The sequence below is a fragment of the Burkholderia sp. L27(2015) genome (assembly GCF_009765705.1).
GTDB lineage: Bacteria > Pseudomonadota > Gammaproteobacteria > Burkholderiales > Burkholderiaceae > LMUX01.
The window spans coordinates 1,268-22,614 of sequence record NZ_LMUX01000027.1 but is presented as its reverse complement, the minus strand read 5'-3'; the positions used below and the strand labels follow the sequence as shown (position 1 = coordinate 22,614).

22 protein-coding genes and 1 pseudogene are annotated in these 21,347 nt (G+C 61.5%); 11 read left to right on the top strand and 12 right to left on the bottom strand.

Translation table 11 applies throughout. The features are described 5' to 3' along the window. Positions 1-6 precede the first annotated feature (6 nt). From GSQ77_RS27840 to GSQ77_RS27815, 6 genes are all read left to right on the top strand, one after another. On the top strand, positions 7-1,020 hold the full coding sequence (locus tag GSQ77_RS27840; RefSeq protein WP_158907201.1) for a tripartite tricarboxylate transporter substrate binding protein: 1,014 nt from the start codon (positions 7-9) through the stop codon (positions 1,018-1,020). A 97-nt stretch (positions 1,021-1,117) separates the two neighbouring features. Continuing rightward, positions 1,118-1,501, top strand: coding sequence for a VOC family protein (locus GSQ77_RS27835; RefSeq protein ID WP_158907199.1), 384 nt, complete (start codon positions 1,118-1,120; stop codon positions 1,499-1,501). Between the two features lie 124 nt (positions 1,502-1,625). Further along, positions 1,626-2,153 carry a tripartite tricarboxylate transporter TctB family protein gene (locus GSQ77_RS27830; protein WP_158907197.1) on the top strand — a complete coding sequence of 176 codons (528 nt, stop codon included), beginning with the start codon at positions 1,626-1,628 and terminating at the stop codon, positions 2,151-2,153. A 13-nt stretch (positions 2,154-2,166) separates the two neighbouring features. After that, positions 2,167-3,726, top strand: coding sequence for a tripartite tricarboxylate transporter permease (locus GSQ77_RS27825; RefSeq protein ID WP_158907195.1), 1,560 nt, complete (start codon positions 2,167-2,169; stop codon positions 3,724-3,726). After that, the gene (locus tag GSQ77_RS27820) at positions 3,723-4,286 is read left to right on the top strand and encodes a chromate transporter (RefSeq protein ID WP_158907193.1); all 564 of its coding nucleotides are present in this window, start codon (positions 3,723-3,725) and stop codon (positions 4,284-4,286) included. The genes GSQ77_RS27825 and GSQ77_RS27820 overlap by 4 nt, the downstream gene beginning before the upstream one ends. A 1-nt stretch (position 4,287) precedes the next feature. Then, complete coding sequence (locus tag GSQ77_RS27815) at positions 4,288-4,824, top strand: chromate transporter (protein WP_158907191.1); 537 nt, start codon at positions 4,288-4,290, stop codon at positions 4,822-4,824. A 16-nt stretch (positions 4,825-4,840) separates the two neighbouring features. Here GSQ77_RS27815 and GSQ77_RS27810 read toward each other — a convergent pair whose 3' ends face one another. Then, the gene (locus tag GSQ77_RS27810; RefSeq protein ID WP_158907189.1) at positions 4,841-5,278 is read right to left on the bottom strand and encodes a hypothetical protein; all 438 of its coding nucleotides are present in this window, start codon (positions 5,276-5,278) and stop codon (positions 4,841-4,843) included. A gap of 179 nt (positions 5,279-5,457) precedes the next feature. Here GSQ77_RS27810 and GSQ77_RS27805 point away from each other — a divergent pair, with 179 nt between their 5' ends. Continuing rightward, positions 5,458-6,981 (top strand): PLP-dependent aminotransferase family protein, encoded by a 1,524-nt coding sequence (locus tag GSQ77_RS27805; RefSeq protein ID WP_158907187.1) that lies wholly within the window; start codon positions 5,458-5,460, stop codon positions 6,979-6,981. A gap of 82 nt (positions 6,982-7,063) precedes the next feature. Then, the gene (locus GSQ77_RS27800; RefSeq protein ID WP_158907185.1) at positions 7,064-7,810 is read left to right on the top strand and encodes an IclR family transcriptional regulator; all 747 of its coding nucleotides are present in this window, start codon (positions 7,064-7,066) and stop codon (positions 7,808-7,810) included. Positions 7,811-7,825: 15 nt separating this feature from the next. Here the strand turns inward: GSQ77_RS27800 and GSQ77_RS27795 are convergent, their stop codons facing one another. The 9 genes from GSQ77_RS27795 to GSQ77_RS27755 form a co-directional block, all read right to left on the bottom strand. Next, on the bottom strand, positions 7,826-8,671 hold the full coding sequence (locus GSQ77_RS27795) for a citryl-CoA lyase (protein ID WP_158907183.1): 846 nt from the start codon (positions 8,669-8,671) through the stop codon (positions 7,826-7,828). A 2-nt stretch (positions 8,672-8,673) separates the two neighbouring features. Continuing rightward, positions 8,674-9,927, bottom strand: a complete 1,254-nt coding sequence (locus tag GSQ77_RS27790; protein WP_158907181.1) for a CaiB/BaiF CoA-transferase family protein — start codon at positions 9,925-9,927, stop codon at positions 8,674-8,676. Positions 9,928-10,067: 140 nt separating this feature from the next. Next, the gene (locus tag GSQ77_RS27785; RefSeq protein ID WP_158907179.1) at positions 10,068-11,522 is read right to left on the bottom strand and encodes an MFS transporter; all 1,455 of its coding nucleotides are present in this window, start codon (positions 11,520-11,522) and stop codon (positions 10,068-10,070) included. A 246-nt stretch (positions 11,523-11,768) separates the two neighbouring features. Beyond that, positions 11,769-12,917: an acetylornithine deacetylase gene (argE, locus tag GSQ77_RS27780; RefSeq protein WP_158907177.1), complete on the bottom strand. Its 1,149-nt coding sequence runs from the start codon at positions 12,915-12,917 to the stop codon at positions 11,769-11,771. A gap of 18 nt (positions 12,918-12,935) precedes the next feature. Then, positions 12,936-13,343 carry a RidA family protein gene (locus GSQ77_RS27775; RefSeq protein ID WP_158907175.1) on the bottom strand — a complete coding sequence of 136 codons (408 nt, stop codon included), beginning with the start codon at positions 13,341-13,343 and terminating at the stop codon, positions 12,936-12,938. A gap of 26 nt (positions 13,344-13,369) precedes the next feature. Then, a complete protein-coding gene (locus tag GSQ77_RS27770) occupies positions 13,370-14,335 on the bottom strand; it encodes an agmatinase (RefSeq protein WP_158907173.1) in 966 nt (321 codons plus the stop codon). Between the two features lie 67 nt (positions 14,336-14,402). Continuing rightward, the gene (locus GSQ77_RS27765; RefSeq protein WP_158907171.1) at positions 14,403-15,068 is read right to left on the bottom strand and encodes an amino acid ABC transporter permease; all 666 of its coding nucleotides are present in this window, start codon (positions 15,066-15,068) and stop codon (positions 14,403-14,405) included. After that, on the bottom strand, positions 15,058-15,726 hold the full coding sequence (locus GSQ77_RS27760; protein WP_254067862.1) for an amino acid ABC transporter permease: 669 nt from the start codon (positions 15,724-15,726) through the stop codon (positions 15,058-15,060). The genes GSQ77_RS27765 and GSQ77_RS27760 overlap by 11 nt, the downstream gene beginning before the upstream one ends. Positions 15,727-15,751: 25 nt before the next feature. Next, positions 15,752-16,603, bottom strand: a complete 852-nt coding sequence (locus GSQ77_RS27755; RefSeq protein ID WP_158907167.1) for a transporter substrate-binding domain-containing protein — start codon at positions 16,601-16,603, stop codon at positions 15,752-15,754. A gap of 99 nt (positions 16,604-16,702) precedes the next feature. Here GSQ77_RS27755 and GSQ77_RS27750 point away from each other — a divergent pair, with 99 nt between their 5' ends. The 3 genes from GSQ77_RS27750 to GSQ77_RS27740 all read left to right on the top strand — a co-directional run bounded on the left by GSQ77_RS27750 (position 16,703) and on the right by GSQ77_RS27740 (position 18,484). Next, positions 16,703-17,602 (top strand): LysR family transcriptional regulator, encoded by a 900-nt coding sequence (locus tag GSQ77_RS27750; RefSeq protein WP_158907165.1) that lies wholly within the window; start codon positions 16,703-16,705, stop codon positions 17,600-17,602. Between the two features lie 35 nt (positions 17,603-17,637). Further along, on the top strand, positions 17,638-18,141 hold the full coding sequence (locus GSQ77_RS27745; protein ID WP_254067861.1) for a hypothetical protein: 504 nt from the start codon (positions 17,638-17,640) through the stop codon (positions 18,139-18,141). Between the two features lie 94 nt (positions 18,142-18,235). Then, positions 18,236-18,484 (top strand): hypothetical protein, encoded by a 249-nt coding sequence (locus GSQ77_RS27740; protein ID WP_158907163.1) that lies wholly within the window; start codon positions 18,236-18,238, stop codon positions 18,482-18,484. 15 nt (positions 18,485-18,499) lie between these two features. On the opposite strand, the gene GSQ77_RS27735 is transcribed toward GSQ77_RS27740, so the two are convergent. Further along, positions 18,500-20,338 (bottom strand): tetratricopeptide repeat protein, encoded by a 1,839-nt coding sequence (locus GSQ77_RS27735; RefSeq protein ID WP_158907161.1) that lies wholly within the window; start codon positions 20,336-20,338, stop codon positions 18,500-18,502. Between the two features lie 191 nt (positions 20,339-20,529). Then, a pseudogene (locus tag GSQ77_RS29330) lies at positions 20,530-21,347 on the bottom strand (heme utilization protein); the annotation flags it as partial.

Genomic DNA, 21,347 nt, shown 5'->3' with positions numbered 1-21,347 from the left:
CGTGTCATGGGGATCAAGCTCAATCGCTTCAGTCACTTATCTGCCATCGCTGGCGCTGTATTGGCGTTTGGCGCAGCGCTTGCCGCAAGCCAGACCGCGATGGCCGCGGACACCTGGCAACCGACGCGGCCGATCCAGATCGTCGTGCCCAGTGCACCCGGCGGTGGTCTCGATCTGGTCGGACGCACGCTGCAGGCCGCGATGACCCAAGAGAAACTGTCCAGCGAACCGGTGACGGTGCTGAATCGTCCCGGCGGCGGTGGCACGGTCGGCATCGCCTATATCAACTCACATCGTGGTGACGGCGACTACGTCTCGGTCCAGGCGCTGCCGCTGGTGACCAATCGCATCACGGGCTTGAGCACAGTGGGCATAGCCGACGTGACGCCGCTCGCGGTGCTCGTCACCGAGCCGATCGTGTTCTCGGTAGCCACGAGTTCGCCGATCAAAACCGGCCAGGACCTGATCGCGCAATTGCGCAAGGACCCAAGCAGCGTCGGCCTCGCTGTTTCGAGCTCGCCGGGTGGACAAAGCCACATTGCGGCTTCGATGGTGGTGAAGAGCGCAGGCCAGGATACGCGCAAGCTGAAGATCGTCTTCTTCGACTCGGGCGGTGAGGCAATGACTGCACTGATGGGCAATCACGTCAACGTCGCGGTCACCCCGGTGGGTGTCGCGTTGGGCGCCAGCCAGGCCGGCAAGGTGCGCATGATCGCGGTGCCGTCGGGCACACGTGAAGCCGGAGCGCTTGCGGGCGTGCCGACCTGGAAGGAACAAGGCGCCAATATCGACTTCACGACCTGGCGCGTGCTGGTCGGACCGAAAAACATGACGCCGGCTGCGATAGCGTGGTGGGACAACGCGCTGCAAAAGGCAACGGCATCGCCCGAATGGGCCGCTGCGCTTAAACGTAGCCTATGGACCGCCGACTACAAGAACAGCGCGCAGGCCGCCGCGTTCCTGAACGACGAGAACACCCGGCTCACGCCGTTGCTGGGTGAGTTGGGATTGGCGAAGTAAGTATTCGCAATAAGAATTTGAAATAAGCAGCAGAGGCAGGCATTTTTTTAGCAAGCGTTCTATTTTTTTACCGCAGTACCATCACATGGAGATCGATATGTCACGCATAGTCCACCTTGCCATCAAAGTCATGGACCTTGAACAGGCAACCAAGTTTTACACCGAGGTGTTCGGTTTCAAGGAAATTCGTACCTCCCAGACCCGGGAACACATCTCCCGCCACATGACCGACGGACACATCGATTTCACGCTGATGAAGTACGACAGCGAAGACGCCGATGAAGCACAATTGGCCGGGCCGGGTTCGCGTATCCATCACTGGGGCGTGACGGTTGACGACCAGGAAGTGGCTGCTGAAAAGATCCGCGCGTTCGGCGGCGAAATCCTGTCGCCCCCGGGCACCGGTGCATTGAAATTCCGTTCGCCGGACGGCACGGTTGCTGAAGTGGTACTTGAAGGACGCTACAAGACCGAAAAATAAGAGCTGCAGCACGAGCGCCGCGGTGGCGAAACATCTCGGGCGAAACCCATCGCCTCCGCGCGCGCACGATGTGGCACAACGGCACACGTAGCATGCAGTATCGTCGATGTATGGAGGAAGAGACATGAACACCAAGAAGCCGGATGTCTGGCTGGCCCTGTGCGTCATTGCGGGGGCGCTCGTCTATCTGTACTCGGACTTGCACATGCCGGTGATGCGTAGCGGCGACCCGCTCGGGCCGCGTGCCTTTCCCGCGCTGATCGGCGGCGGCCTTCTATTCGCCGGCGCGCTGTTGCTGGTGGAAACCTATCGCAAGGCGCGCGCGGAAGCGGCGTCACGCGTACCTACTGAAGCGGCGTCACCCGCACCTACTGAAGCGGCGCCACGCACCCATGACGACATACGCAAAGGCCGGCACCAAACCGTGGTCCTGCTCGCGATGGTCGTCTGGACCGCGCTCTACTACACGGCATTCGAGCCCGTCGGCTATCTGGTTTCAACCGCGGTGTTCCTGGGCGGCTTGCTCAGCTACTTCCACCGCGGGCATTACCGAACCAACATACTGGTCGCGCTCGGCTTCGTACTCATCGTCGACCTGGTGTTCTCGCGTCTCCTGAACGTGCCGCTGCCGGCGGGCATTCTTTCGCTTTAACGGAGTCGCCAAGATGGATAGTCTTCACGGAATTTTGCATGGCCTGGCGATTGCGAGCACGCCAACCCATTTGCTGTACACCCTGATCGGCGTGTTCATCGGCACGATGATCAGCCACCTGCCCGGCATCGGCCCCTCGGCCGGCATTGCGTTGCTGATTCCCGTTACCTTCGGGATGGATCCGATCACAGCGCTGATGATGCTCACCGGCATTTACTACGGTTGCATGTACGGCGGCGCCGTAACAGCGATCTTGCTGAACACCCCGGGCGACGCAGCCGCGGTGATGACCGTACTCGACGGATATCCACTGGCGCGCAAAGGGCGCGCCGCCGCCACGCTCGCGATTGCGGCAGTGAGCTCCTTTATCGCCGGCATGATAGGCGTAACTGCACTGTCGTTCGTGGCGTTGCCGCTCGCGGCAGTGGCGCTGCATTTCGGTCCGACCGAATACTTCGCGCTGATCCTGTTCGCGCTGACCACCGTGAGCGCGCTGACCGGCAACTCGCTGGCCAAAGGCATGATCGCCACCTTGATTGGACTGGCGTTGGCGACCATCGGCATCGACCTGCAAAGCGGCGTGCCGCGCTTTACGATGGGCTTCGTCGAACTGCAGGATCGCGTCAACTTCCTGGTGGTGGTGGTCGGCTTGTTCGCGATCTCCGAAGTCAGCCGCATGGTGGAAGGCACGATGGGTGGCACGCTGCATACGGTGAAGGTGAAGGGCAAATTGTGGTTCACTCGCGCGGAGTGGAAGCGCGCACGCCCGGCCGCTTTACGCGGCACGGTGGTGGGCTTCCTGTGCGGCGCGGCACCGGGCTTGGGCGGTACATTGGCGGCCATGCTCTCGTATGTGCTGGAAAAGAAAATCTCCAAGCATCCCGAGGAATTCGGTCATGGCGCGATTGAAGGCGTAGCCGCCCCCGAGGCTGCAACCAACGCCGACAGCTGCGGTGCGTTCGTGCACTTGCTGGCGCTGGGCGTGCCGGGGTCGGGCGCAACCGCGGTGCTCATGGGCGCGTTCATCATGTACGGCATCCAGCCTGGGCCGATGTTGTTCACCTCGCAGCCGGACCTGGTATGGGGGTTGATTGCGAGCATGTATGTGGGCAATATCATGCTGCTGGTGTTGAACCTGCCGCTGGTGGGCTTGCTCTCGCGCATCCTCTACGTACCCCCCGGTGTGTTGCTGTGCGTGGTGCTGGGCATTGCGACAGCGGGCGTGTACTCGTTCAATAACGACGTGTTCGACCTGTATATGGCACTGGGCTTCGGCGCGATCGGTTATGCGTTTCGCAAGCTCGATATCCCCAAGGCACCGTTGCTGTTCGGTTTGATCCTGGGCCACACGCTGGAGCAATCGTTCCGCCAGGCGATGACGCTGTCCAACAGCGACCCGCGCGTGTTCCTGCAAAGCCCGATCGCAGCGGGCCTGTTGGTATGCTCGATGATCTCGGTGATCGCATCCGTGTGGACCAATCGCAAGCCGTCCAAGGCGTACCAGGAAGCGGAAGCGCGCATCGAGGAAACCAAGCATCTGGAGGCCGAACGACTGGTTGAAGATCCGCGGTGACGCCGACGCCGCGGCTTGCACCGCCGACCTCGGTAACTCTGGCGCAGCTCGCGCTGCTGTTTGCCCGCATCGGCCTGACCAGCTTCGGCGGCGGCCTCTCGGCGTGGCTCTACCGCGAAGTCGTCGACGCACGCGGCTGGCTGGACGAGGATGAGTTTCTCGGTGCGCTGACGATGAGTCAGATTCTGCCGGGCTCCAATGTCGTCAATCTGTCGATCTACATCGGCCATAAGCTGCGCGGCGGCCTGGGCAGCCTGACGGCGGTGCTCGCTTTGCTGTTGCCACCGATGATCGTCGCGGTGCTGCTCGGCATCGCCTTTGCGCACCTTAGCGACATACTATGGCTGCATAACTTTCTCGAAGGCCTGGCAGCCTCGGCGATCGGGCTGACGGCATCCGTCGGCCTGCGTGGCGCGCGGCATTCCCTGACCGAGGGATACTGGCCGCTCGTGATGATCGTCGCGGTGTTCGTTGCGATCGGATTGCTGCACTGGCCGCTTGTGCCAGTCGTCATGGCGCTTGCCGGCTGTTCGCTGGCGCTTGCGCGAAGGCGGCTCTGAGATGCGCGACAACCTCTACTTGCGCTTGATTGCGGTATTTGCGCCGCTCTCGCTGCTGTCCATCGGTGGCGGCCAGAGCGTGGTCGCTGACATCCATACCCAAAGCGTAGAGATACAGCACTGGGTCACTCAGGCGCAATTCGTCGATCTGTTCGCGCTTTCGCGCGCAGCACCAGGCCCCGGGGCACTGCTGACGACGTTGATCGGCTGGCATGTGGCGGGCTGGCTCGGCGCGCTGATCGCCTCGATTGCCTTGTTTGCGCCTTCGTCCGTATTGGCTTATATCGCCACGCGAGCGTGGCATCGCCATCGCGACAAGCCTTGGTATCAAATTGTCCAGCGCGCGCTGGCGCCGCTTGCGACCGGGCTGATTCTGTCGAGCGCGTTCACGGTGCTGCGCGCGGCATCCGGCACGCTGTCGCTGTGGCTGATCGCCGTGCTGTCCGCAGTGCTTTTTTATCGGCGCCCCAAGCTCAATCCCATCCCGATCCTGCTGGTCGCGGGCATCGTGCAAGTCGCGGCGCAGTTGTGGTTGTAATTGCCGTGGCTATTTATTAGTCGGATTGACCGTGCGTTTTTTGCCGCGCAACTGATTGTCTGCGCTGACGTACGAATCCCGCGACGCGCGGCCAATGCGATGTGAGCCACGACGACACCACCGTCCACAGTCGCACGAGGTCATAACCGGCTGCGGGCAATACGATGACACAGCAAGCGGCGTCGCCACTGTAGCCCCGCCGACTAGCCTCGAACCTGACCATGCCACGTGTCGTCAGCGCATACGACTCGCCCTCGTGCACAACGACCTCTCTGTGCGGCGAAGGCGCACACAACCGGGCCAACGTCGGGTCGGAATAACGCAGCAGGACTGCGCCGTGTGTGACCACGATGCGACTTTTCGCGCACAGATACCGGGTCAGGGCCAGGTCGCCCGTCAATCGAATTTCAACGGATTCGCCGGGCAGGGAAGAAAGGGACTGAATCGCACACATGGATCGGGCTCTGTTGTGAGTAAGCGTGCAGCCAGTCTATGTGCGGCGATGCGCTAGATACAGGCACAGAGATTTGCAATCTGAGCCGCAACAGATCGCGGGGGCTGCTGCTGTTCCGGTGCGTATCATGCAAGTCTGTATCTGTTTTCGCGACGCCAACGCTTGCATGATCACTAACCATGAAACCGTCCTCCCCCTCGCAAAACCCGCTTGAATCGCACGTTGAGTCCGCGCTTGGGCCCGTTGTTGAGCCCGCTGCGGCGCAGCGACCCAGCACGCCGCTTTACAAGCAGATTGCCGAGCACTATCGCAGCACCATCGCATCCGGCGCGCTGCGGCCCGGCGATCGCATGCCTTCGGTGCGAGCGTTGATGCGGCAACATGCGGTCAGTTTATCGACCGCGCTGCAGGTATGCCGGCACCTGGAACGAGAAGGCTGGCTGGAGGCCAGAGCACGCTCGGGCTATTTCGTCCGACGCGCAGCGGCTGTCGCGTTGCCGACCTCCTCCGAACCCGACGCCATGCAGGTCGATCCAGCCCAATATGTTGGGGTGCATGCGGGCATCTCCGCCATCATCAATCGGCAATATCAGTTTCCGGACGCGCTCAATCTGGGGGGCGCCACAGCCGCGCCGGAACTCTACCCCGCGCAATTGCTCAAGACTTCGGCCTTGCGTGCTTTGCGACATGCGCCCGAGTTACTGACCACGTACGGCTCGCATCACGGCAATCTGGCGTTTAGACGCGTGCTGGCACGCCGCGCGTTGACGGCCGGCATACACGTGGCGCCCGAGGATGTCGTCGTGACCCACGGCGGCATCGAAGCTGTGAACCTCGCCTTGCGCGCGGTGGCTCAGCCCGGCGATATCGTCGCGGTCGAATCGCCGACTTTTTTCGGCTTGCTGCAGATTCTGGAAAGCCTGGGCATGCGTGCACTCGAGATTCCGACCAGCCCCACCACCGGCTTGTCGCTGGAGGCGCTTGAGTTGGCCATTGAAACCTATAGCAACATCAAAGCGGTCGTGGTGGTGCCCAATCTGCAAAATCCGCTGGGCAGCATCATGCCGGACGCTCACAAGGGGCAGTTGATTCAACTGTGCGCGCAACACGGCATTGCGGTTATCGAGGACGATCCGTACCGCGAATTGTCGGATCGTGCGACACCGCTCAAAGCGGCCAAAGCGTGGGATGAGGAGGGCAACGTGATCTACTGTGCGTCGCTGAACAAGACTCTTGCGCCCGGAATGCGGCTGGGCTGGATGGCGGCCGGCCGTTGGCTCGAACGCGTCAGGATGTTGAAATTTGCACAGAGCCGTCATAACGAAGAATGGCCGCAGATCGTCGCCGCCGATTTTATGGGTAGCCCCGCCTACGATCGGCATTTGGCCCGCTTGCGCGAACAACTGCGTCAGCAGCGCGAGCGCACTGCCGCCGCCATCGCCGCTTACTTCCCGAGCGGCACGCGCCTGACCCGACCCGATGGCGGTCTGTTGTTATGGGTCGAGCTGCCGGGCCAGATCGATACGCTGGTGGTGTTCGAGCAGGCGCTGACGCTGGGCATTCGGATCGCGCCCGGGGCGATGTTTTCGAATTCGAATCGCTGCGCGCGCTTTCTGCGCATCAGTTGCGGCGCGCCCTATACCGTCGAACTCGATCACGCGCTGCGCAAGCTGGGGCAACTGATCGAGACGCTGTCGCTTTGAACGGGCACCGTCACGAAACCCCGGCGCAGGCGTCCATCGCGTAAAATCGGGTTTCTTCGCACTGTCTCCGTACCTTCATCGAATGGACAAACCCAGCAGCATCGTCAGCTCCAAAGAAAGCGAAGGCGTCGCGGTGCTGGATCGCGCGTGCGCCATCCTGTTCGCCTTCAAACCCGACGACGCGCCGCTGAGCCTGGCCGAACTGGCCGCGCGCACCGGTTTGTACAAGAGCACGCTGTTGCGGCTGGCCGGCTCGTTGATCCAGCATCGCTTGCTGCTGCGGCTCGATGACGGTCGCTATCAGATAGGCCCCGCGTCTTTCATGTTGGGCGCACTTTATCAACGCAGCCTGAAGGTCGGCGATATCGTGGTGCCGCTGATGCGCGAGCTCGCCGAATCGAGCGGCGAAAGCGTGGCGTTTTACGTGCGCGATCAAGCGGTGCGAGTGTGCCTGCATCGGGTGGATTCCAAGCATGCGGTGCGGTTCCACGTGCGCGAAGGCGATGTGCTGCCGCTGGAAAGCGGCTCGGGTGGCAGAGCGTTGCTGGCATTCAGTGGGGTGGCCGGCGAAATCTACGACACCATACGCCGCGATTTTTTCTGCGTTTCGATCGGCGAGCGCGATCGGGAGACGGCGGGAATTTCTGTGCCGGTATTCGGGCTGTCGCAAAGCCTGCGCGGCGTGCTGACGCTGGCAGGCCCCAGTTCACGAATCGATCAGGCATTCATCGAACGCAATATCGACGCGCTGTTCAACTGCGCGGCGCGCGCGACCGATGCCTTGGGCGGCGATGCGGGACCGCTGCGGACCGCCCGCCTGCACGCTTAAGCGCCCACTACCGCTCTACCCTTGCTCGGCCTCGCCCGTGCCGAGATGTCGCTCGGGGGCACCCGTATATTTGTACGGCAGTTGACGCGGCATCGGCCCCTTGTTGCGTTCGTTGCGGCCGCGCTGCTCCCATGCGTGCGCGAGAATGCCAACCGCGCGCGACAGACAGAACACCCCACGCGCCAACTCAGCCGCAAAGCCAAGTTCGGCATACACGACCGCTGTCGCCCCATCGATATTCATCGGGATCGGTCGGCCTTTGCGCTTGAGCAAAAGCGCCTCGATGCCCCGCGCGATCGCCGCGTACCGGCCGTCGACGATGCCCTGCGCAGCGGCTTCGTCAACCATGCCGAGCAAGCGCCCCGCACGCGGATCGATGGGATGAAAGCGGTGTCCGAAACCGGGCAGGTATTTGCCCCGCACAGCGATAAACGCGTCGAGCTCCTGCTCGATCGCAGCATTCAGCGCGACACCGCTGTCCATGCGCTGCACAATCGCGTCGAATAACTCGATCGCCTGTTGACCCGCGCCGCCGTGCACATCGTCGAGCGTGTTCAGCGCCGAGGCCATCGCGCCGTTCAACGGCAAACCGCAACTGATCGCCATGCGCGAAATTGCAATCGATGGCGCGTGCGGCCCGTGATCGACCGATGCGACCAAGGCCGCTTCGAGCAGGCGAACCTGGCCGGCGCTGGGCAGTTCGCCACGCAGCATCAACCAGATCATCTGCGGGAAACTGACGTTGCCGATCAACTCCTGAATCGGATATCCACGCGCCCGGATCGATCCCGGATGGATATCGATGATCGCGGTGCTCCAATAGTCGGCCGCTAGTGCGGCGGCATCGATAGGCTTGTCCATGCTCAAATGACTCCTTCAGCGCGCAATGTTTCGATTTGTTCGTCGGTGTAGCCCAGTGCCGCAAGATGAACGCGTGTATGCGCGGACAAGGCCGGAGCCGGCGTGGTCGGCGCCGTATCGCCGCCCGAGATTTGAAACCCGGCACGCGTGACGCGCTGAGGCGCGAGGGCGGCCGTGGCCTCGTCTCGCGTTTCCTCTCGCGCGTCGCCCCGCGGCTCGACGCGCGACTCGACCGGTAATTCGCAGACAAAATTTCGCGTAGCCAGGTGCGGATGCGCAAGAATTTCGGGTACCGACATCACGCGTCCGGCAGGCACGCCAGCGGCGACGAATTTTTCTTCCCACATCGCAGCACTTCCTGCGGCAAGCGCCTGTTCGATCTCGGCTTTCAACTCGACGCGGTTCAGCTTGCGTGCATTGCGTTCCGAAAACCGCGCGTCGGTCGCCAAGTCCGCGCGGCCGATCAGCGTGCACAGGCTAAGGAATTGTTTGGTCTCATTCGCCGCGATATTGAGCAGGCCATCGCCGGTGCGAAATGTGCCGGATGGCGCCGCGGTGAAATTCTCGTTGCCCATCGGCGTAGGTGTGACGCCAGCGTTCAGGTAGTTCGATACCACCCAACCCATGGTCGAAAGTGTCGCTTCCAGCATCGACACGTCCAGCATGCGTCCCTGCCCGCTGGTGCGCGCATCGACGAGCGCTGCACAGATGCCGAACGCCGCGGTCAGGCCGCCAACCGTATCCGAGACCGGATAGCCGACCCGCAACGGTGCGCTATCGGCGTCGCCGGTGACGCTCATTACGCCCGAGATTCCCTGGATGATCTGATCATAAGCGGGCCGGCTGGCGAATTCACCGTCGGCGCCGAACCCCGAAATGGCGCAGTACACCAGCTTGGGATTGAACGGCTTGAGCTGCTCGTAATCGAGCCCTAGCCTGGTCATTACGCCGGGCCGAAAATTCTCGACCAGTACATCGGCGTTGGCCACCAACTGGCGCAGGATCTCCTTGCCGCGTGGCGCCTTCAGGTTCAGCGTGATCGACTGCTTGCCGGCATTCACCGCGACAAACGAGGTGCCCATATTGCGTGCCGACGCCTGCGGATCGGCGCCAAGCCGGCGCGCCAGATCGCCGCCTTCCGGATGCTCGACCTTGATCACTTCTGCGCCTAGCAGCGCCAACTGATAGGCGCAAAACGGGCCGGCCAGAACGTTCGAGAGATCCAGTACCCGAACACCGGACAACGGTAACGCCATGATCAAACTCCTTCAATGTAATGCGGACTCCCGAGCGCGGCTTTACTGCCACTGCTTCGCTGCCACTGCGTTGCTGCCATGCATTTGCTGCCACGAATTCACTGCCGTGAACTCACCGCGTGCGGCTCAGTGCGAGCCCTTCACTGCGAAATCTCATCGAGGTTACGGCCATTAGTGCGCGGCCCGAAAATGCCGATCGCGCCCATTACCATCACCATGGACGCGCTGATCAGCGCGAACACCCCTGTCACTTCGAAATGACGCAAGGTGAACGCAATCAGAAAGCCCGAGAACATCGCACTGATACGCGACATCGAATAAACAAACCCCACCGCACGCGCTCGCACCCGAGTCGGGAACAGTTCTGTCTGGTACGCGTGGTATCCAACCGAGAGCAGCGTGCCGCACAGCGTGATCAGGACGCCGAGCACCATCAGCAGCCACGCGGACGTCTGCGTCGCGAACAAGGTGCCGAATACGGCGATGCCTAGCGCGGACAGCACGATCAGCCACTTGCGTTCGATCCGATCGGCAATCACCATGCCGAGGAGTGGGCCGACCGGGTTCGAAATCGCGATCACGAAAGCGTACATCAAGCTGTGAGTGATGGTGACGCCTTTAGACACCAGCAAAGTGGGCACCCATGAGGCGAAGCCGTAGAAGCCGATCGACTGAAATAGGTTGAACACCAACAGCGTGATCGCACGTTTGCGATACGGCGGTTGCCAGATCTCGCGGAATGACGCCTTGCTCGTGGCGGGCTCGACAGTGGCCAAGGGCGGCGGTAGCGCGCGCCCATATTGAGCGGCAACCTTTTTCTCGAGTTTGCTCAGCACCTCGTCCGCCTGTGCGGCTCGACCTTGCTGGGCCAGCCAGCGCGGGCTTTCCGGAAGGCTGCGGCGTATCGCCCAAACCACCAATGCGCCGAGCGCCCCGATGATCACCACCCAGCGCCAGCCGTCGAGTCCCAGCGGCGCCTGCGGCACCAGCCACCACGCCAGCAGCGCCACTGCGGGCACGGCGCTGTATTGGATCGCGTGCACAAATGCGAACGCGCGCCCGCGCAGATGTCGGGGCACCAGTTCGCTCACGTAGGTGTCGATCGTGACGAGCTCCACGCCCACACCGATGCCTGCGATCAAGCGCCAGAGATTAATACTGCCCGCCGTGGTCTGGAATGCCATCACCAGCGTCGCCACTGAATACCACAGCAGGGCCACGGTAAATACCGCGCGGCGACCATAGCGGTCGGCCATGCCGGCGAAGAAGAATGTACCGATGAAGAGTCCGGCGAACGATGCGGCCACAAAAGCGCCCAGACCCGAGAAGCCGAAAAACGATGCGGTCGTCGTAGAGAACATGCCGCTCTTGACCAAGCCCGGACCGACGTAGGCGGTAAAGAACAGGTCGTAGAACTCGAACCATCCGCCGATCGATAGCAAAAACACCAGCATCCAGATCGACCGTGTTGCAGGCAAACGGTCGATACGCGCATTGACACCATGTACACCCAGTGCGCCAGGTGCGCTTGGTGCGCTCACCCTGTCCCGGGGTAACGGCGACTCGGGAGTCGGTTCTATCGATGCGCTTGCCATATGCCTCTCCTGGAATTTCGCCGGCTTTTTGCAGCTGACGTTTGTCGTTCTCTCTGACAGAACGACGTTCTGTTTTTAACACGGAGGCGATTTTACGCGGCTGGGCTGACAGGGAAATAAGGGGTTTTACCTAGACCAGAGGGCGGTGATACCTGGGAAGCCGCCTACGCGGCGCTTCCCAGGTATCGAGTCGGGCTTGGGGTCGGCTTCGGCACAGGCCTCGAATGACGCAAGGAATGACGCAATTCAAGACGGCGTAACGAGCCGGGTCAGAAAGTCATAACACTGCTTGAGTTCGTCGATCTCCACATATTCGTCAGCCTTGTGCGCACGGTTGATCGAGCCGGGGCCGCAGACCACGGTCGGAATCCCGATGGCCTGGAACAAGCCGCCTTCCGTGCCGAAGGAAAGCGTGGCGAAATCGTGCACACCGAGCAATCCACCGCACAGCGCCTTCAATGCCTCGGACGACGCGTCGTCCTTCAAACCCGGATAGGCGTTCAGTTGCTCCAGATCGATGGCGGCGTCGCTAAAAACCGTGCTCATTTCCGGCAGTAGCGTCTGCTTGGCGTACGCCGTCAAATCGCCGACCAATTGTGCCGCGTCCTCACCGGGCACCTGGCGAATCTCGAAATCGAATTCGCAATGATCGGGCACGACGTTGATCGCTACGCCGCCGCGTATTTTCCCGGTCTGCACCGTGGAAAACGGCGGATCGTAGCGTGCGTGACTGGCGCCGCTCGATTGCAGCGCTCGACCGCCACGCCGCAGGAACGCCACCAGCTCCGCCGCATATTCGATCGCGTTGACACCCAGTTGCGGTTGCGCGGAGTGGCCCGCCAAACCGCGTACGCAGCACCGGTACGCGCTCTTGCCTTTATGAGCAGAGGCCACGCGCATCTCGGTGGGCTCGCCGATGATGCAACCGGTCGGTTTCGCGGCATCGCCGGCCAGCTCTTCCAGCAAACCTCTCACGCCCACGCAACCGATCTCTTCGTCGTAACTGATCGCGATATGAATCGGCGTTTCGCCGACGTGTTCGATGAAGTGCGGAACCGCCGCGAGCACACAGGCGATGAAGCCCTTCATGTCCGATGTGCCGCGTCCAAAGAGCCGGCCCGCCCGTTCGGTCAAGACAAAGGGGTCCGTGCTCCAGGGCTGGCCCTCGGTGGGCACCACGTCCGAATGCCCCGACAGGCAAATACCGCCGCGCTGCGTGGGACCTATCGTCGCGTATAGATTCGCGCGCTCGCCATCGCTGCTGTAGACCCGGCGCGCGCCGATGCCGAAGCCGGCCAGGTACCCTTCGACGAAATCGATCAGGTCGAGATTCGAACGCCGGCTGACGGTCTGAAAACCCACCAGCGTCCTGAGTAGTTCAACAGCGGTTTGCATACATTCTCCGAAAAGCCGCTATGCCTTCACGGCTATCACATCGATTTCCACCAGCCATTCGGGCCGCGCCAGCGCGCTCACCACCACGCCGGTCGAAACCGCGTGCACGCCTTTGAGCCAACGCCCCATGACACGATACACCGCCTCGCGATACCGGACATCAGTCAGATAGACAGTGACCTTGCAGATTTCTTCCAATTTGCTGCCGGCTTCTTCCAACAGCATCTTCACGTTGGCCATCGCTTTCTCCGCCTGGGCGGCAGCGTCGCCAATTCCCACCGATTCGTAGCTATCGAGATCCTGTCCGATCTGGCCGCGCAGAAAAACCATATTGCCGGCCACGACCGCTTGCGCCAAATCGTTGCTCAGCGATTGCTCGGGATAGGTGTCCTTGGTGTTGAAAGGGCGTATGCGGATATGTTCCATTTGCCTGTCTCCAGAAGTCCAGAAAATTACTTGCGCTTATCGAAATAGCCCGCGCGGATCGCGCTGCCGATCAGGTTGAGAATCAGGCGGCCGGCGGTAATGCAGGAGATCTGGTTGACGTCCTTTTCCGGCTGGATTTCGACGATATCCATCCCCACCACGCGGCCTTTCTTCACCAGGCCATGTATCAGCTTGCGAGCCTGGATGAAGGTCACGCCACCGGGCGCCGGTCCCGCTACGGCCGGCATCACCGAGGGGTCGAGCCCATCGGCGTCGATCGTGAGGTAGTAGTTGCCACCATCGGGAATGCGCGCGAGCACCGCGTCCATGCCGATATCGTGCAGCTCGTAGGCCGTGATCAGCTCGGATCCATAAGCGCGCGCCGCTTCCAGTTCTTCTCTACGGCCACTACCTTGCGCGCGCAGACCGATCTGTACGATCTTCGCGACGTGCTTCATTTCGGACGCACGACGTATCGGGCTCGATAACCCGTCGCGCACCCCGCCCACCTCATCGCGCCAATCGAGGTGGGCATCGATATGCACCAGCGTGATCGGGCCCAGGGTATCGAACGCGCGCAACACCGGCGTGGTGATGCCGTGGTCGCCGCCCATGATGATAGGCAGCGCGCCGACGGACAGGATCTTTCGCACGACCGCTTCGACTTTTACATAGTGACTGCCGGGCGCGGCGAGATCGGCGATCACGTCGCCGCAATCGACAAAACGGATATCGTCGCGGTCTTGCAGTAGTGGCCCGTCGATGTCGAAATCGTAGTGGCGCGGCGAGCGGACCACGCGATCGGTCGCTTGACGGATCGCGGTCGGGGCGTTCGTCTGGTCATTGGTGAAATCGGCCGCCGAGTAAGCCGAGCCGTAGGGCATGCCCAGCACGGCGATGTCGGCCTCGAGATGCTCGAGATCCATGGCGAGATCTGCATAGAGCAGGGTTTTGTGTCCGGTCTTCGGTGGCACGGTCAGTGGGCGAGTCATGTTGAAGTCTCCTGCGTGAAAAGAGTTGTAGAGAATGTGGGCTTAGCGGGCCTAGCCGGCCCTACCATTAAGCAGCACGTCGATAACGGGTGGCATAGCGTTCCGACCACTGGCCCGCGATGTCCAGCAAGACACTGCACCCCCAGTAGATCAGCGCGGTGGTCCCCAGGACTTCGACGTAGGCGAAGGTATCCGCGGTGAGCAGATTGCTCTGATACGTCAACTCGGTGAGGCTCATCACCGAGAAGATCGACGAGTCCTTGAACATCATGATCGTGAGGCTGGTGGTAGCCGGCGCAAGGTAGCCGAAGATCTGCGGCAACACGATGTAGCGCTGGACCTGGAAATTAGTCAGCCCGAGCGAGCTTGCGGCCTGCACCTGGCCGCGCGCCAGGCTGTTGATCGCGCCGCGCATGATTTCGCAGAAGTAGCCGCCTGTATAAAATGCGGTGGCCGCAACCCCGATCGCGAATGCGGACATCGAGATGCCGAGCTTCGGCAGCCCGAAAAAGCTCAGGTACACCAGGATCAGGAACGGTACGTTGCGCACTATCTCGACATACGCAAATACCAGCGCACGCAAGGCACGCCAAGGGCTGCGGGTCAGGTACGCGGCCACGGCCCCCGCCAGAATGCCCAGCGGAATGCCGAGCACGCAGACCTGCACCGTGACCTTGAGGCCTTGCAATAACGGCAAGACCGATGACTGCACGATGGAAAAATCAATGGCCATGCGGCAACACCTTCGCCACCCGGCGTTCGAGACGCCGCGACGCCGAGGACGCCGCGAACAGGATCACAAAGTAGACGGCAGCCACGGCGGAAAACACCTGCAGCGGCAAATTGGTCTGCAGGCTGGCGTCGCGTGCAACCGTGGCAAGCTCATGAACCGCAATCAATGACATCAGCGACGAAGCCTTGAGCAACATCGTGAACTCGTTGGTCAACGGCGGAATGGTCCGATAGAACAGTTGCGGAAAGATGATGTAGCGCCACGCCTGCACGCTCGTCAGGCCTAGCGCCTGGGCCGCCGGCAATTGCCCGTGTCCGAGTGAATTGTTGGCGCCGCGCAAGATTTCCGATACGTAGGCGCCCGTGTTCAAGGTGAGCGCGAGTATGCCCGCGGCGAGTGGCGACAGCGGCAGATGCAATATCGACGGCAGCACGTAATACGCCACCAGCATCTGGATCAGCGCAGGCGTGCCGCGTATGAAGCTGACGTAGATGACGACGAGAGCCGCCAACGTACGGCCACCATGAACCCGAGCCAGCAACAACACGGAGCCGAGCGCAATGCCCAGCACGAAAGCGACTACGCTCGCCACCGCGGTTGTCGCCGCGCCCTGCACGACATCCTGAACGAACGGCGCGAAGCTTGCCCAAGTAGTCATCCACCCATGCGACATCACGTGACGTTCAGACCGATCCGGTGGGCAGGTAACCGCTCGTGGGAAGAATCATCGTGTAGCCGAACCACTTTTTCTGGAGCGTGGCGAGCTGGCCGTTTTTGCTCAGTTCGTCCAGCGAGGTGTTGATGAACGCGCGGATTTCCTTGTCGTCCGGATTGGCCACCCACGCCAACATCTTGGGATCGCCGATTTTCCCAACCGTCTTGTATTCGCCAGGCTCCTTTTTCATCAACACGGCGGCAACGATCGACGGCAAGATCGCAACATCGACCGTTTTGTTGGTCAATGCGACCATCACATCCGGATAGGCCTGGAACAGCTTGATATCGGAGTAACCGTTACCCTTTGCGGTTTTGAGCTGGACATCGAACGCCTGGGCGATAGGCTGCGACGACGACCCCATCTGCGTACCGACGATGCGGCCTACGATATCGTCAGGCGTTTTGATCGCGCTTTCGTTCGAGCGTACGACGAGCACCGTGTCGACCACGCCCACGGGTTGCGAAAACGCGAAGCGCTTGGCTCGCTCTGGGTTGATGCCGACACTGGTCGCGACAAAATCGAACTTGTGCGTCATGAGGCCCGGCAACAAGCCCTGAAACGGCAGATTGACCTGGTTGAGCGTAACGCCAAGCTTGCCCGCCATGTATTCGAGAATGTCGTGTCCGTATCCCACCACCTTGCCGTTCTCGACGAATTCGAACGGTTCGTACGCGGCCTCGGTACCCACCGTTAGCACGCCGCGCTTGCGGATGTCGGCCAATGAGCCGCCTTCGGCATAAGCGAAAGAAGGTGCTGCGAGGGCAAGCGTCAGGCCGCCCGCGAGCGTGATGAATTTGCGTCGATTCAGCGTGTTCATGGGGTTCCCCGGTCGTTGGAACGCTCACTGTAGGTAGACAAAATAGTTTTGAATAACTATTTTTTTGCTGCTATGGTCTCGAAAACTGTAACCTTTTCCATGAAAAAACTCGACCTTACTGAGCGCGATTTACGCTCGCTGCGTGTATTTTGCGCGGCGGCGCAGGCGGGCGGCTTTGCCGCCGCGGAGCGAGCGCTGGGGATGTCGAAGGCGTCGATCAGCCGGCACATCAACGATGTCGAGGCGCGCCTGGGCTTGAAGTTATGCGAGCGCGGCCCCAGCGGCTTTCATCTGACCGAAGGCGGCGAAGTGGCATTGCGCGTGTCGTTGCTGGCGCTGGAGGCATTGGAGCGCATCAAGCCGGAAGTCGATGCGGTGCGCGGGGTGCTGTCGGGGCCGCTGGTGTTGGGCGTATCCGAACACCTGATGACGCACGAGAAATGCCGGATTGCCGAAGCGTTGGGCGAACTCAAGAGAATCGCGCCGCTGGTCACGCCGAGCCTGTCCATCATGACGTTTCGCGACCTGGGCGCGGCGCTCGCGGAAAGGCGCGTGCAGATTGCGATTCGCGGCGTCTATAAGCGTGACCGGAATTTGCGTCAGTACCCGTTGTTCGCGGAGACGCATCGGGTTTTCTATTGCCCTGCGGCGGCGGGGAACGATCTACGCGGCGCAGAGGTGGGCGTGGGATTGCGGCTTCCTTTGGTCTATCGCGCGCATCCCTTCGTCGAGGATGCGCTGGCGATCCACGGTTTCGAACAAGGGCCGGAAGTCAGTGGGCTGGAGGCCGTAGCCACGATGATCGCGACCGGACATTATGTGGGGCTGCTGCCCGAGCATTTCGCAGCGCAGTTGGCGCCGCGTTATCGATTTGAGGCGGTGGCGGGGTCGCCGGTATACACGATTCCGTTCTGCGCCATCGTCGAGGAAGCGCGGCCCCTCACGCGCAGCGGCGAAGCATTTCTGCAATTGCTTTTGAAGGTGCATGACGGTAATTGAGGTCGATCAACGCAAGGCTATCTCGGGAGCATTTCATGTTACGAAAGCGCATTTGCCGTGGTTTCATCTTTGCGGCGCTGTTTGCCGCGCTGTTTGCCGGTGGAAGTGCTCTGACGTGGGGCGCTGATCTGCCTGTGACTGTCGCGGCTGCGCCAACATCGGGGCCAGCGCAGAGCTCGGGCCCAGCGCAAAATCCCGCCGGCGGCGCGCCCACTAGTGTGGCGCCGTCGGGCGACGATACTTTTCTCCTGACCATTTTCCTCAAGCACGACGAATCCAAGCCGCTGCCGAAAATCAACGAACAGTTGCGCGAGCAGGGATTTTTCAAGGCGTTCCCGCCACCCGGTATCGAGGTGGTGTCGTGGTACGTGATGATGGGCGTCGGCCAGGTGGTCACGTTGCGCGTGCCGGCCAGCCGCTTGCGTGAAGTGAATCGCGCGATTGAAAACACGGCTTGGGGCGGTTACCGCACAGAGTTTTATCCGACTTACGATTACAAGGCCGCGGCCGAACAAATGCGCGCGTCGGGAGCAAAGTAGGGACCGTTTGGATATGAGACGCAATCCGGGATCTGATCGCACGATGCCGGCAGCATCGTCATGCTAGGATGGGTCGACTCACGAGGGGACGGCCATGGTAGAACCAGCAATCGAGATGTATCGGGGCTTTGAAATGATCGCCAATGTTGACGGCGATGTCACAGCCGGGTTCTACGTGGCTACGCAAACCATCCGCCTGACTTCGCAGGGAACACGGATGGTGGTGGAAGTCGAGGGGGTTGCCACTGGGCGGTTCGACACGAGAGAACGTGCGTTCGCGGCGTCGTTTCGCAGAATGATCGAGGCGGTCGACCATCATCTCGACCGTGCCGAATCACGGTAGTCTGATTCACCAAGATCAACGATCCGTGGCGTCAGCGCCCACCACATCTAGCGCCTTGGCTTCGAGCACTTCCCTGAACCGCTGCTCGAGATTACGAGTGAATCTGGGCGTATCGAACAGCACACCACTCGTCTTGACCTGCGCGAGCACGCTGCGAAAACGCGACAATTCCTGCGCAGCCCCCGCCAGCGCAACGGCCTTTTCTTCGTAATCGCGCAGATTTCCGGTAATCAGCTCGGGAAGACCCGCGGCCGTCAGTAGAGCGCCTGCCATGCGTGACGCAAATGTGCGTCCTGCGCAGGTCAGCACCGGCAGTCCCGCCCAGAGCGCGTCGTTGGCCGTGGTTCCCGCGTTGAACGGGTAGGTGTCGAGGAACAGATCGGCAATGGAAAGACGTGCGAGGAAGTCCGCCGGAGATGCGCGTTTCGCGAACACCAAACGCTGCGGGTCCACGCCGCGCGCTACCGCCGCCTCGCGCAGATTGGCCTGCGCCCACTCGTTGTCGGACAGCAGCCATAACACGCTATCCGGCACACGCTTCAGGATGCTCATCCAGATATCGAACATCTCCGGCGTAAATTTGTAGTTGTTATTGAACGAGCAGAACACGAAGCCCGTGTCCGGCAGTCCGCAACTCTCGCGCGACGGCGCTTCGGAGATCACCCGCTGGCGGTCGCTGACCTGGTATATGTCCGGCATGTACAACATGCGCTCGGTGTAATACTGCGTGAATTCCGGCGGAATCAAATACCGGTCGGCGATAACGTAGTCAATGAACGGGAATCCGGTGGTCGCCGGCAACCCCAGGTACGTGATCTGCACCGGAGCCGGTCGTGCCGCCAGGACGTTGGGGCGTGCACCGAAGGTCTGACCGTGCAGATCGACCAGGATGTCGATCTCGTGTTCGCGGATCAGTTGCGCCGCTTCGGCATCGCTGAGCTTGTCGATGCGATGAAAATGATCGACCGCGTGGATCACACGGTGGCGCAGCGCGGAGCCGTCGTCGCGCGCCCAGCAGTAGCCGTATACCTCAAAATTCTCTCGGTCGTGCAATTCGAGCAGTTCGACCGTCAGCATCGCCACCGGGTGCAGACAGAAATCCGAGGACAGATAGCCGATCCGCAGCTTTTCGTGCCCGTAACCGCGGCCATCCGTGAGCGCCGGCGGACTGATACCAACCTTTTCGTCGACGAAACGCCGTGCCGCAGCCAGTTGCGCGGCCGGATCATCCGACTGCGAAATCATCGCGAGCGCCGACGTGGACTGGCGCATCAGCTCGAGATCCACACCATGCTGCTGCGCGTAGACGGGCCACGAGCAGGTTTTCGCGCGCAGAAACACCCAGTGCTGCAATACGTCGGTTTGGTCGGGCTGGATTGCCAGGCTCTGGCCGAGCCAGTCGAGCGCGTCAGCGAACTTTCTTTCTATTTCGGACAGACGTCCGAGATTGTTAAGCGCCTGAAGACGCAACGGCACGTTGGCGGTGTCGTGGTCCGAGATGGTACGCGCTACCCACATCCACTCGGCCAGCGCCGCATTCGGGTCGCCCAGGCGCTCGTATAGCTGCCCAAGATTGAGTCGCGGCTGTATGAAGGCGGGCGCGAGGTCGATCGCCTGGCGGAACGCGCGCTTCGCGTCATCGAGGCGATTGAACTGGAGATAGGTCGCGCCGAGATTGAACCAGACTAGATGGTTGAACGGCGTCGCGTTATGGTCGAGCCACGTCCGATAAAGCACCTGAGACAGCTCGCTCAGCCCGACTTCACTGATCCGGTTTGCGTACTCGATCAGATCGACAAGCGACAGCTCTGCGCGACAGGCGGCCAGAACTTTAAGGGCGTATTCGTTTTCCACTGGATTTGTCACGTGAGGCAAGGATGCCGCACCTTACCCGGTTCAGGCAGATCCCACAATACAGGCGTGCCCATCTCACGGCTTATGGCCGAACAGATGGGCACGTTTATCTTCACAGACCCGCCCCTCGGAAAACAGGGGCGGCTACGGCGCTAGAGGGTCAAGCCCGGGATGTCCCCGGGCTTTATCCATTAGAAGCCGAGTGCCTGCACTGCGCTCGACGTCAACGCTTGGATCTGCGGCGTCGACAGCTTGGCGACATCTGCCGTGGTCAGCAGCGTCGTGATTTGCGCCGAGGTCAAGCTATGCACCTGAGCCGTGGTCAGGCCAGAGATCTGTGCCGTCGTCAGCACTTCGCCCGTGATGCCAGCCAGTGTTTGCAGACCTGCCGAACCCAGCGCACCGACCTGAGCAGCCGTCAGACCGCTAGTAGCCGACGTCGTCAACGACCCGAGATTCCCGCCGGTAACCAGCGCGGAGACCTGCGCGGTGCTCAGCTTCGAGAGTTCCGCCGAGGTCAGCGTACTCACTTGCGTCGTCGACAGATTCGCCACCTGTGCCGTGGTCAAGCCCGTGACCTGTGCCGTGTTCAGCGCTTCACCGGCGATACCTGCCAGTGTGGTCAGACCTGCCGTGCCCAGTGCACCGATCTGAGCCGCCGACAGCGCGTTTGCAGCCGACGACGTCAACGAGCCGAGATGGCCGCCGCCAACGAGCGCGGCAACCTGCGCGGTGCTCAGCTTCGAGACTTCTGCCGTGGTCAGCGTACTGACCTGCGTCGACGTCAGATTCGCCACCTGTGCCGTGGTCAGGCCCGAGACCTGTGCCGTGCCCAGCGTTTCACCGGTGATACCCAACAGTGTCGTCAGGCCTGCCGTGCCCAGTGCGCCGATCTGCGCAGCCGACAGCGCGTTTGCAGCCGACGACGTCAACGACCCAAGATGGCCGCCACCTACGAGCGCCGAGAATTGCGCGGTGCTCAGCTTCGAGACTTCCGCCGTGGTCAGCG